Below are 12,079 nucleotides of genomic sequence, written 5' to 3'. Positions count from 1 at the left end.
CACCCTCCTCGGTGATCCCCCTCGATCGGGGGTGGTGGACGGATCGGGCCCGCCCGCACGATTCCCGGAACTGTACGCCTTCGCCAACGTCCCGGGAGAAACGATGACCGAAGCTCACGTCCGGCGGTTGCTCGATGTCTACGGCGACGAGCGGGCGAGCGCCGCCGCCCTGCTGTGCGACCGGCATCCGGCGGATGCGGTCGCGTTCACCGTGGTCGAACCCGATCTGACCGGCCACGACCTCACCTACGGCGAGCTCCGCGAGCGGTCGGAACGGTTCGCCGGGGCACTGCTCAACCTCGGTGTCGAGCCTGGAGACCGCGTCGCGACCTTGATGGGCAAGTCGGCGGAACTGGTCGTGGCGCTGCTCGCGATCTGGCGGCTGGGCGCGGTGCACGTTCCGCTGTTCACCGCTTTCGCGCCGCCCGCGATCGCGCTGCGCATCACCGGCAACGGCACGAAGGTCGTCATCGCCGACTCCGGTCAGCGCTCGAAACTGTCGCCGTCCGCGGAGCTGCCCGCCGACCCCGAGCGCCGGATCGTGGTCGTCGGCGCCGGTGACGACGGCGATCTGTCGTTCCATGAACTGACCGCCGATGCCGCCCCGCTACCGGACGCCGCGGTGACCGGCGGGGACGGGGTCCTGGTCGAGCTGTTCACCTCCGGGACCACGGGAACCCCCAAAGCCGTCCCGATTCCCCTCCGCGCGCTCGCGGGTTTCCAGGCGTACCAGGACTTCGCGCTCGACGTCCGCGCCGACGACGTCTTCTGGAACGCCGCCGATCCGGGCTGGGCCTACGGTCTGTACTACGCGATCATGACGCCGATGGCGACCGGCAGGCGGAGCCTGTTGCTGCACGCGGGTTTCTCGGCCGAGCTGACGTGGGCGGTGCTGGCGAAGTTCGGTGTCACCAACTTCGCCGCCGCGCCGACGGTGTACCGCGCGCTTCGCAACGCGGACGCGCCGGTGCCGGAAGGACTCCGCCTCCGGCACTGTTCGTCGGCGGGTGAACCGTTGACCCCGGACGTCCTGGAGTGGGCGTCGTCGAAGCTGGGCGTCGGAGTCCATGACCACTATGGACAGACGGAACTCGGCATGGTGGTTGGCAACGCCTGGCATCCGGATCTGCGCGCCGAGGTCCGTCCGGGCTCGATGGGCCGGGTGCTACCTGGCTTCGCCGTCGAGGTGCTCCGCGAGGACGCCGACGTGATCGCGGAGCCGGGGGAGCGCGGCCGGGTCGCACTGGATCTTCCCGCGAGCCCGCTCCTGTGGTTCCGGGGCTACCGCGACGCGCCCGAGCGCACCGCGGCCCGGTTCAGCCCCGACGGCCGCTGGTACTACACCGGCGACGTCGCCGCCAAGGACGCCGACGGTTACCTGACCTTCGCTTCGCGGGACGACGACGTCATCCTGATGGCGGGCTACCGGATCGGCCCGTTCGACGTGGAAAGCGTGCTGCAGCAGCATTCCGCCGTGGCCGAGTCCGCCGTCGTCGGCGTCCCGGACGCGCTGCGGGGCGAGGTGATCGTCGCGTACGTGGTGGTCCGGGACGGTGTCTCCGCCGACGCCGCGCTGGCGACCGAGCTACAGCAACTGGTGAAGACCAGGTTCGCCGCCCACGCCTATCCGCGTGAGGTGCACTTCGTTCCGGAGCTGCCCAAGACGCCAAGCGGGAAGATCCAGCGGTTCCTCTTGCGGAAACGGCACTCAGGCGCGCAACCCGTCTGACGGAACGCGGAAGTCCACAAAGGACGTTACTGGTCGACCGGCCAGGTCTCGTCTCGCAGCAGCCGCTTGAGTACCTTCCCGGTCGCGTTCCGGGGCAGCTCCTCCACGAAGTACACGTCCCGCGGCACGGCGAAGCGCGCCAACCGGCGGTGGATGTACGCGCGGACGTCTTCCGCGCTCATCCGGGCGCCGCGTTTCGGGACGATGTACGCCGCGAACCGTTGCCCGAACTCGCGATCCGGCACGCCGATCACGGCCGCTTCGTGGACGCCGGGCAGCGCGACTATCGCCTCCTCGACCGGGCGAGGCGACACGTTCTCCCCACCGGACACGATCATCTCGTCCGCCCGGCCGGTGACGAAAAGGCGGCCGGAGGCGTCCTGGTAGCCGACGTCGCCGGTCGCCATCAGTTCTTCCGCGCGCGGCACGCTGGCGCCGTCGGTGTAGCCGTCGAAGAGCATGTCGTTGCCGACGAAGATCTGTCCCTCCCAGCCCGGCGGGACACGGTTGTGGTCGTCGTCGAGGATGGCGACGCGGGTGCCGGGCGGGCAGCGGCCCGCCGTGGTCGGCGCGGCGCGGAGGTCTTCGGGTGTGGCGATGCTGGCCCAAGAAACCTCTGTGGAGCCGTAGAAGTTGTAGAGCACGTCGCCGAAGGTGTCCATGAACTCGGTGACGATCGTGCCCGGCAGCGCGGATCCGCTGCTGGCCACGATCCGCAGCGACGAGAGGTCGTAGCGGCTGCGGATCCGTTCGGGCAGGTCGAGGATGCGCTGCAACATGATGGGAACGGCGAACAGCACACCGCAGCGATGTTCGGCGATGGTCCTCAGTATCTCTTCGGCGTCGAACCGGCGGATCAGCGAAAGCGAAGCGCGGACCGCCATTCCGATCTGCATCCCGGCGAGCCCCCAGCTGTGGAACAGCGGTGCGGCCACCACGAAGCGGTCTCCGGAGTGGAGCGGGATCCGGTCCAGCATGGCGGCCGACGTCGCGAGTCCTTTGGGCGTCGGACGGCGTGCGCTTTTAGGGGTTCCCGTGGTGCCCGACGTGAGGACGACGAGCCTGCCGATCCGGTCCACCGGTTTGAGTTTGGTGGCGGGCACCCCGGCGATCAGCTGGTCGATCGTCGGATAGCCGTTCTCGGTCTCCGGCCAGGTGGACAGCCGCAGGAAATCGCCGGGGATGTCGGCGATGATCCGCGAGAACTCGTCGTCGGCGAGGACCGCGACCGGTTCGTGCAGGCCGATGACGTCCGCGACCGCGCCGGCGGAAAGGCCGGTGTTGAGCAGGATCGCGTCCGCGCCGAGTTTGCTGCACGCGATCAGCGACTCGACCATCGCGGCGTGGTTGCGGCACAGCAAGGCGATCCGGTCGCGGGAGCGGACCCCGCGCGCGGCCAGCGCGTTCGCGAGCTGGTTGCTGCGGTCTGCCGTCTGCTTGAACGTCCGGACGTTGCGTTCGTCCTGCAGCGCGACTTCTTCGGGTACACGGGCGGCGTTGGCGGTGTAGCCGCCGGCGATGGTGGCGCCCCACTGCGACAGCGAGGTGAGCTGCCGGGCGATCTTGTCCGGCCGCGCGGCCGCGAGCACTCCGGCCTTGATCAGTGTGCTGGCCGTGTGCAGCGTGGTGGCCTTGGTGTGCGCCGGTTCCTCTTGGGGCGACGCCGCCCGGCCGGAAAGGTGCAGATCGATCCGCCGGGTCACCGCGCGGACGGTGCGCTTGAACGACGCGGCGGACACGAGCTGCGAATGTGGCGCCGGAAGCATCAGCTGCGCGATGAGTTCGGTGCCGCCTTCGGCAGTCTGCCTCAGCTCGACCGAGACCCAGTTGCCGTCGTTCTCGACGCCGCACCAGACGACGTGCTCGCCCGGCCGCCAGACCCGGGCCTCGATGTCACCGGCGACGAGCGTGCCCTGCCGCGGTTCCAGCCGGACGAGGCATTTCGGGCCGCGCCCGCGTTCGGCGGGCCGCTGGATCTCGCACCAGCTGATCTCCGCGACGAACCTCGAGTAGGACTCGGGATCGCCGATCACTTCCCAAACCTGGCCGGGGGAATGCCCGAGAATCGAGCTCGCCTGGACCACATCGTCTCGCATGCGATTCGCCTCACCACGCGCGTTCGGGTGTTGACCGGGCCGCTGCCGGCGCCTCCTTCGTCTTCGAGTTCGGCGAACCTACCAGCAATCGGCCGAACGCAATACTCCGAACGACCGCGATTTGCCGTCCGGCCAAGGGAGCCACCTCGGGAAGGGTATGTGCCGCGGCGGCGTGAAGCCGTCCGCCGTCGGTGTTGATCGCGACGTCCGATTCACGCCAGCCTCCGGCGCGTGAGGCGGCGAAGCTGACGGACGTGACAGTTACTACGTCGGCGGCCGAGGCCGCACACACCCGTATCGAGCCCGGAATCCTGTACTTCGGCACCCCGGTGGTGCTCCTGTCGACGGTCGACCAGGCGGGTGCTCCGAACCTGGCTCCGATGTCGTCGGCGTTCTGGCTCGGGTGGCGGGGCATGCTCGGACTGGGCGCGAAATCGAAGACGGCGCAGAATCTCATGCGCAACCGTGAATGTGTTCTGAATCTCCCTTCCGACGCGCTGGCGGGCGCCGTCGACAGGTTGGCGTTGACCACCGGCTCGGATCCCGTCCCGGCCCGCAAGCGCGAGCGCGGATACCGGTACGAAGCGGACAAGTTCGCCCGCGCCGGGCTCACCCCGGTCGCCTCGGAGACGGTCCGGCCGCCGCGCGTCGCGGAATGCCCGGTGACGATGGAGGCCGTCGTCGAGGCCTTCCATCCTCTCGCCGAGGACGATCCGAAACAACGCGGCGGCGTCCTCGTGTTCGAGGTCCGCGTGCAGCGCGTCCACGTCCACGACGACGTACGGATGCCGGGCACCGAAGATCGGATCGACCCGGACCGCTGGCGGCCGCTGATCATGAGCTTCCAGAAGCTCTACGGACTCGGCCCGCAGGTCCACCCGTCGACGCTCGCCGAAATCCCCGAGCGGCTCTACCGGGGACCCGATATCGAGCGGTCGCGGGATCAGTCGTCGCGGGCGAACGAGAACCGGTTCACCAACGGCAACCAGCGCTGATAGGACACGGCCAGGTCCGGCCACGAACCGCCGGCCAGGCCGCGTTCGAGCTTCGGCCGCAGTTCGTGGTCGTTCATGGACCGCACGATTTCGAGTGCGCTGTCTTCGGGACCCGTTCCGTCGAGGTTCGCGAACCACGAGACGGCCTCCGGATGCCCGACGTGCATCGCGAGCAGGACCAGCACCGCGCGGAACGGTGCCTCACGGTCGCCGTCGGAGAGGAACTCCGCCAGGTCTTCCCCGGCGAACCGTGCCCGCAGCAGGCGGTACAGGTTCAGGAGCCGTTTCGCGGCGCGCGGGGACCGGACGAGCGGCGCCAACGTCGGCAGGAAGTCCAGTTCCGCCGTCGAGATCACCAGTCGAGGAGGTCGTAAGTCTATTGTGGACTGTTCGGACGACGGTCGCGGTGCTTCCGCGCGAGGAGGGGAATCGGCCGCGACCGGAGAGCGATCACCGGTGGCCTGATCCGGTCCGGCGGGCGTGGGCGACGGCGAGACATCCTGGACCTCGGTGTCGGCGAGCCCGCGCACGAGCCCCGCGAACGCTGGATCGTCCATGGGGGACAACGTGAACGGCACTTGGAAGATCTTCTCGAGGTAGTTTTCGGCGAAGGTTTCCGGATCGTCGCCGAGCATCTCCTCGTAATGCTGCTCCACGGCCTTCTTGAGCCAGCGGGAGTCGACACCGACCACGACGACGAACACCGGCAGCGCCAGCAGGAGATGAATGGCTTCGAGGACCTGGACGACGACCTTGGGCGGGCAGCGGTCGAGGTCGTCGATGTAGAGCACGGTCCGTTCGATCTTCCCCGAACCGTGGGGTACCTCGGCGAGCATGGTCGCGAACGTCTCGAGATCCTTGCGCAGCAACGAAACCACGCCAAGGTGTTCGACGTAGTCCGAGACCCGGGACTCCGCGAACGACACCAGGTCCAGCCCGGGCGCGAGTTCGGTGACGGCCTTTTCAAGCCTGTCGGACTCGGCGTCCAGTTCGGCAAGGCGCCGCTCGGTCTCTTCGTCCTCTTCGGACGGACCGCCGAGTTTACCGAGCGCCTGGTGGATCCGGTCCGCGCTGGCGCGCATCCGCAGGACGACGGTCAGCGCGGAACTCACCACCGTGAGCCCGCCGAGCACGCCGGACACCTGCGACCGGCCGACGAGCAACGTGACCACCAGTACCGTCACCAGTCCGCCGATCAGGACCAGCAGCGGCACCGGATCCTGCCGCAGCCGTCGCCAGAATTCGGCGACGTCCGACCGCAGTCCGCCGGTTTCCTGCGCCAGCCGTTCGAGATCCTCGGCGGTCGGCCGGTCGACGCCGATCCTGGACGCGATCCACGCCTTGTCCGCCTCGGTGAGGCTGTCGAACACCGCGCGGACGTACTCGCGTGGCTTCCGTCGCCTTCGCTTCGCTTGTTTCTGCTGGGCCGTCAGGGTTCTGCGTTCGAGACGGACCGCGCTGAGCCTGCCGAGAAGCGTCTTCTCGGTCTTGCGGCGTTCCGCGAGCAGATCGGCCTGGCGTTGCAGATCGTTCTCGGCGCCACTCGCGGCGAGGTTGTCGAAGATGTGCGTGGCGAGACTGGCGAGGAGGTTCGCCTCGCTGTAGTGCCAGGCGTTGAAGCTGATCTGACGGACACTCGAACAGTAGGACGACACGGACTTCCCGTGCGTCCCCGCCTCGGTTTCCGCCGTCCGCGCGGAATCGGCGAGCTCGCGGACACGCGATTGCATCTGGCGCATGAAGAAGCTCTTGCCCGAGCCCCAGCTGCCGAACAGGCCGATCGACAGGGGAGGGGTGATCATCCGGGAGACCACCAGGTCGGCGAGCATGCGGACGTCGGTGCCGATGCCGAGGCGGTCGACGCCGTCGTCGGTGTCGGGCCGGTAGTCGGCGACGTGGGCGGCGAAGGGGTCCGGGACCGGGTTTTCGACCGGTCTCGATGGCTGTTCTTCGCCGGACAGGCGGGCGAGCTCGCCGGCTCGGCGAAGAGGTGCCGCCGCGGGGAACATCTGATCCGCGACGAGGCGCTCTCCGCTGGACAGGTTCGCGGCGAGTCTCACGACCGAGGGACGAAGAGGATCGAGGGCCTCACGCAGCCCCGGGTCGTCGTACCGGTCTTCCCGGACGACTCCCAGTGCTCGGCGCGCGGTGTTCCGGCCGAGCCAGGCGGCCAAGGCGCGAGAGACAAGGCCGAAGTTCTCGTCGAGCTCGCGATCCAACCAGACGACGGCGGTGGCCGGACCCCGTCGTTGGGCGAGTTCGATGCTCTGCGGTTTGACGATCAGTTCGTAGTCGGGGAACAACGCCAGCAACGCTTCGTAGGCCGTCCGTCGCGCTCCCGAATTGTGCTCGTAGACGATTACGGTGAACGGCGCGGCGGACAGTGCGGCGCGGACGTTCCGATCGGCGTCCCGCGGCAGATACGGGCGCAGGTCCCCGCCGATGGGCGAGTTCATCAGCAGGGTCGACGGATCGACGTCGCGCACCGGCACCATTCGCGGTCCCCTCCCAAGGCCGAACGGGAGGGCAGTCTAGAGGGTGGCCGCTCAGCTGTGGGTGAAACCCCGCCTCCGCTCGGTCATCGATCGCTACCTTCGATCTCATGACTGGGGAGCGGCTCGACGGCAGGTACGCGAAGGTCTGGGCGGCGAGTACGACGTCGGCGTTGGGCAGCGGTCTCGCGACGGTGGCGGCGCCGTTGCTGATCGCCTCCCGCACCGGCGAACCGCTCGTCGTCTCGGGCGGGTTCGCGATGGCGTGGCTGCCTTGGCTGCTTTTCTCCCTGCCGGGCGGGGTGCTGGTCGACCGGGTGGACCGGCGGAAGCTGATGATCACCCTCGACTGGATCCGTGTCCCCGCGGTCGCGCTGCTCGCGGTCGCCATCACGACCGGCAACGTCAGCATCGCCTTGCTGTACGCCGTTCTCTTCGTGATCAACTCGGGCGAGGTCGTGTTCCGGACGGCGAGTCAGGCGATGCTGCCCTCGATCGTCCCGAAAGCGTTGCTGGAGCGGGCGAACGGGCGGCTCTACGCCGGGACGACCTTGACCCACGGCATGCTTTCCGGCCCGCTGAGCGGATTCCTGTTCGGTGCCGCGGCGAGCATCCCGTTCTACGTCAACGCCGGCACGTACGCGGTCAGCGCCCTGCTGCTCGGCCTGATCGCGGGCGCCTACCGGCCGCGGCCCGGCGGCGATCCCGGCGAGCCGGTCGCGCGGCGCTCGATCCGGTCGGAGGTGGCCGAGGGATTCCGCTGGCTCGCGGGACAGCGCCTGCTGCGGACCATGGTCGGGCTGATCGGCCTGCTGAACCTGACACTCGTCGCGGCCACTTCAGTACTGGTGCTACTGGCGAAGGAGCGCCTGGAGCTGGGTTCCGTCGGATACGGCCTGCTCTTCACCTGCATGGCCGTCGGCGGGCTGCTCGGCTCGATCACGGGTGACCGGCTGATCGCCTGGTGCACGCCGACCTGGACGTTGCGGATCGGGCTGCTGATCGAGGCCGGGACCCATCTGGTCCTGGCGACGAGCACGAGCGCGCCGGTGGCCGGGGTGACGTTGTTCCTGTTCGGGGTGCACGGCGCGCTCTGGGGGATCGTCGCCAGTTCGCTGCGTCAGCGGCTCACCCCGCCGGAGATGCTCGGCCGGGTCGGCAGCACGAGCCTGTTCATCGTCGCGGGAGGCAACTGCGTCGGCGCGCTGCTCGGCGGCGCGGTGGCGTCGAAGTTCGGGCTGACGACGCCGTACTGGGCCGGGTTCGTGGTGGCGGTGATCGTATCCGCGCTCACCTGGCGCGTGTTCGACCGCAAGGTCGTTTCCGCGGCCTACGCGCAAGAGCCTGCTGTCAGCCGTTGATCCTGGTGAGCGCGAAGAACTCCTGGCGCGAACGGGCGTCTTCGCGCAGCGTGCCGAGCAGAGTGGAGGTGACGGTGCTCGAACCGACGGCCTGCACACCGCGCAGGGTCATGCACGAGTGTTCGGCCTCGATCACCACGCCGACGCCACGCGGCTCGAGTTGCTCGTCGAGCCAGTCGGCGACCTGTTTCGTGAGTCGTTCCTGAACCTGTGGGCGGCAGGCGAAATGCTCGACGATCCTCGCCAGTTTCGACAGGCCGAGAATCCGGTCGCCCGGCAGGTAGCCGACGTGCGCGACCCCGACGAACGGCAGCAGATGGTGCTCGCAGACGGATCGGACGGGGATCCCCCTGGCGAGGACGAGTTCGTCGTAGTTCTCGTCGTTGGGGAAGGTCGTGAGGTCGAACGGCCGCGGGGTGAACAGCTCGGCGTACGCGCGCGCCATCCGGCCCGGGGTGCCGCGGAGGCTCTCGGAGTCCAGGGAGATACCCAGCGCGGTGAGGAGATCGGCGGCCGCGGCCTCGGCGGCCACCAGGTCCGGTCCCGGCCCGGTTTCGTGGACGACGCGCAAGGCGGGAGTGGACATTAGGCCTCCTAGGCTGACCGCGATCCCCAGTGTATTTAACTAAGACTTTTGGGTGTTTTGCCACCCGTCGGCTCATCGTACATGGTAGATCCGCAGTGCAGGATGTTCCGCCGGTTGAGATAGGCGATATCGTGGTGTACGTGACAGTGCCAGACCCGGACGGCCTCGATGCCCCGGCCATCGCCGCGGTGGCGGCACTCGACGACGACCTCCGCCGCGGGATGTACGCCTACGCCCGGCGCGCGCGGCGTCCCGTCACGCGGGACGAGGCGGCGGCCGCGGTCGGCATCTCCCGCAAGCTCGCCGCCTTCCATCTCGACAAGCTCGTGGCGGCGGGCCTGCTCAGATTCGGCTTCGCGGCGGGCCCGATGGTGAAGGTGGGGCGCAGGCCCAAGGTCTACGAACCCGTCGACGAGACCATCCAGGTGCAGCTTCCCGCCCGGCGTCACGAGATCCTTGCCGGCATCCTCGCCGAGGCCGTGCTCGCCGAAGGGTCCGGTGAGACCGCGCGGGATGCCGTGCGACGGGTCGCGGGGGAGCGCGGTTTCGCGGCGGGCGAGGAGGAACGCGCGCGGACCCGGCCCGGCAGGCTCGGCGTGGAACGCGCGCTCACCGTGGCCGAAGGGATGCTCCGCCGCTACGGCTTCGAGCCGAGCCGGGACAGCACGACCTGCGTCCGGCTGCGGAACTGCCCGTTCCACCCGCTGGCCGCGGAGGCACCGGACCTCGTTTGCGGGATCAACCAGGCCTTCCTCGCCGGTTTCCTGAACGGCGTGCGCGCCGGGAACGTGGAAGCGGCCCTCGTTCCCGGCGCGGCCGAGTGCTGTGTGGAACTACGGCAGGCCCGGTAGACCGATCAGGCGGCGCCGGCGATCTGCCGGGTGGCGACGTTGAGCCGGTTCCAGGTGTTGATGGCGGCGATGGAGAGGACGAGGCTCGAAAGCTGGGTTTCGTCGTAGTGACGAGCCGCCTCGTTCCACACCTCGTCGTCGACCGGGTCGGCCCGGTCCGCGATGCGGGTGAGGGCCTCGGCCAGCGCGAGCGCCGCACGTTCGGCGTCGGTGAAGTAGGCCGTGTCGCGCCACGCGGCCACGGTGAAGATCCGCTCATCGGACTCGCCCGCCTTGCGCAGTTCCTTCGTGTGCATCTCCACGCATCCGCTGCATCCGTTGATCTGGCTCGCGCGGACGTGCATGAGGTAGTGCGTGGTCTTCGGGACGCCGGTGTCGCCGGTCGACTCCGCCAGCGCGATCAAGGCCTTCAGGGTGGCGGGATTCGCCAGTGCGGGGTTGGGGATCCGGGTGTCCATGATGTTCTCCTCCAGGGTTTCCGTCTTGCTTTCACCGCATTGACGGATGCCCGGAGGCAGATGTGACCGCGGTGGCTGAGTCTTAAGTGGTCGCGGCCACCGACGCCCGGTCGCGGAGTGAGACGTTCAGCTTGAAGCCCTCCGGTTTCAGGGTCAGCAGTTCCTGCACCTTCAACCGGTAGGACGGGTCGCCGCGCAGGTCGTACCGGCTCAGCAGCATGCCGAGGACCAGCGTCGCCTCGTGCAGGGCGAACTGCCGTCCGATACAGGCCCGCTCGCCGGTCCCGAACGGCTTGTAGACATGCGCCGGACGGGCCCGGTTACGTTCCGGGGAGAAGCGGTCCGGATCGAACGACTCGGGATCGTCTCCCCAGACGGGATCGCGGTGCAGCGACGGGATGAGGACCAGCGCCCACTGTCCCTTCCGCATCGGATACTCGCCGCCGACGACGGTGTCCACCTGTGCTTGGCGGGCGAACGCGGGCGCCGTCGGCCAGAGCCGCAACGCCTCGTCGAGCACCCGCCGGACGTAGCGGAGCTTGGCGACCTCTTCGTAGGAGGGATCGGGGTTCTCACCCCAGACCTTGTCCACTTCGGACTGGGCGCGGGCGAGGACGTCCGGGTTTCTGGCGAGGTAGTACAGCGCGAACGACAGCGCGCCCGACGTGGTTTCGTGCCCGGCGACGAGGAAGGTGATGATCTGGTGCCGGATGTTGTCCTCGTCGAGCGCGGCGCCGGTGCTCGGCTGCGTGGTGTTCAGCATGAGCCCGAGCAGGTCGTCGGTGCTCGTGTCGCCCCGGCGCGCCTCGATGACCTCGGCGACGACGGAATGGAGGAACGCGAGGTCGGCTTCGTTGCGCCGGTTCGCCTTGCGGCTGAGAAGCGGACCGATGACCGGCGGCTGGAGCGCCATCCGCTGCGCATGCCGCAGCGTGCGGACCATCGCGGCGACGAACGGGTGTGGTTCCGCTCGTTCGAACGACGAGAAGCTGTAGCCGAATCCCGTCCGGCCGATGGTCTCCAGCGTCAGCTTGGTCATGTCGTCCGCGACGTCGACCTCGCCGCCCGTGTCCCACGCGTCCAGCAGTTCGCGGGTGATCGCCAGCATCGCCGGGTGGTAGCGCTGCATGGCGTTGCGGCTGAAGGCGGGCGCGAGGATCTCGTGCGCGCGCCGCCAGTTCGGCTCTTCGTTGTGCGCGGTGAACAGCCCGTCACCGCCGAGAGGGCGCAGGTTCGAGATCGCGGGCGTGACGTGTTTCGCGAACCGCTTTTCGTCGGAGAGGTCGGCGACCATTCCGGCGCCATGGACGAACACGATGCCGCGGCCGAACACCTTGCGCTCGAAGACGGGGCCCAGCTCGGCGGCGTGCCGCATCGAATCCTGGACCGGCGTCTTCGGCGAAACGCCGAGCACGTCACCGATCAGCGGGATCCGACGCGGGGGATGGGGGAGAGCGGTGGCCATCGAGCCCCTCCAGGGTGAGCGCTGTTGAATCGACATCCAATAGCGA

Annotated in this window: 9 protein-coding genes; 4 read left to right on the top strand and 5 right to left on the bottom strand. The window is 68.8% G+C overall.

From position 1 onward, the window contains the following. Positions 1-103: 103 nt before the first annotated feature. Positions 104-1,729: an AMP-binding protein gene (locus DL990_RS36655; RefSeq protein ID WP_125801445.1), complete on the top strand. Its 1,626-nt coding sequence runs from the start codon at positions 104-106 to the stop codon at positions 1,727-1,729. 26 nt (positions 1,730-1,755) lie between these two features. Here the strand turns inward: DL990_RS36655 and DL990_RS36650 are convergent, their stop codons facing one another. Then, positions 1,756-3,825: an AMP-binding protein gene (locus DL990_RS36650; RefSeq protein ID WP_125801444.1), complete on the bottom strand. Its 2,070-nt coding sequence runs from the start codon at positions 3,823-3,825 to the stop codon at positions 1,756-1,758. A 254-nt stretch (positions 3,826-4,079) separates the two neighbouring features. On the opposite strand from DL990_RS36650, the gene DL990_RS36645 reads away from it, so the two are divergent. Further along, entirely contained in the window at positions 4,080-4,820 is a 741-nt protein-coding gene (locus DL990_RS36645) for a flavin reductase family protein (RefSeq protein WP_199746748.1), read from the top strand. Here the strand turns inward: DL990_RS36645 and DL990_RS36640 are convergent. Further along, entirely contained in the window at positions 4,769-7,315 is a 2,547-nt protein-coding gene (locus DL990_RS36640; RefSeq protein WP_125801443.1) for a P-loop NTPase fold protein, read from the bottom strand. The genes DL990_RS36645 and DL990_RS36640 overlap by 52 nt on opposite strands. 107 nt (positions 7,316-7,422) lie before the next feature. On the opposite strand from DL990_RS36640, the gene DL990_RS36635 reads away from it, so the two are divergent. Beyond that, the gene (locus DL990_RS36635) at positions 7,423-8,673 is read left to right on the top strand and encodes an MFS transporter (protein ID WP_125801442.1); all 1,251 of its coding nucleotides are present in this window, start codon (positions 7,423-7,425) and stop codon (positions 8,671-8,673) included. On the opposite strand, the gene folE is transcribed toward DL990_RS36635, so the two are convergent. Then, the gene (gene folE / locus DL990_RS36630; protein ID WP_125782734.1) at positions 8,663-9,259 is read right to left on the bottom strand and encodes a GTP cyclohydrolase I FolE; all 597 of its coding nucleotides are present in this window, start codon (positions 9,257-9,259) and stop codon (positions 8,663-8,665) included. The genes DL990_RS36635 and folE overlap by 11 nt on opposite strands. A 134-nt stretch (positions 9,260-9,393) precedes the next feature. On the opposite strand from folE, the gene DL990_RS36625 reads away from it, so the two are divergent. Beyond that, positions 9,394-10,110, top strand: coding sequence for a metalloregulator ArsR/SmtB family transcription factor (locus DL990_RS36625; RefSeq protein ID WP_125801510.1), 717 nt, complete (start codon positions 9,394-9,396; stop codon positions 10,108-10,110). A gap of 5 nt (positions 10,111-10,115) precedes the next feature. Here the strand turns inward: DL990_RS36625 and DL990_RS36620 are convergent, their stop codons facing one another. Continuing rightward, positions 10,116-10,568 (bottom strand): carboxymuconolactone decarboxylase family protein, encoded by a 453-nt coding sequence (locus DL990_RS36620; protein ID WP_125801441.1) that lies wholly within the window; start codon positions 10,566-10,568, stop codon positions 10,116-10,118. Between the two features lie 82 nt (positions 10,569-10,650). Further along, positions 10,651-12,033, bottom strand: coding sequence for a cytochrome P450 (locus DL990_RS36615; RefSeq protein ID WP_199746747.1), 1,383 nt, complete (start codon positions 12,031-12,033; stop codon positions 10,651-10,653). Between the last annotated feature and the right edge of the window lie 46 nt (positions 12,034-12,079).

This window comes from Amycolatopsis sp. WAC 01416, from assembly GCF_003947485.1.
Lineage (GTDB): Bacteria > Actinomycetota > Actinomycetes > Mycobacteriales > Pseudonocardiaceae > Amycolatopsis.
The sequence above is the reverse complement of the archived record's forward strand: the minus strand, read 5'-3'. Positions and strand labels throughout refer to the sequence as shown.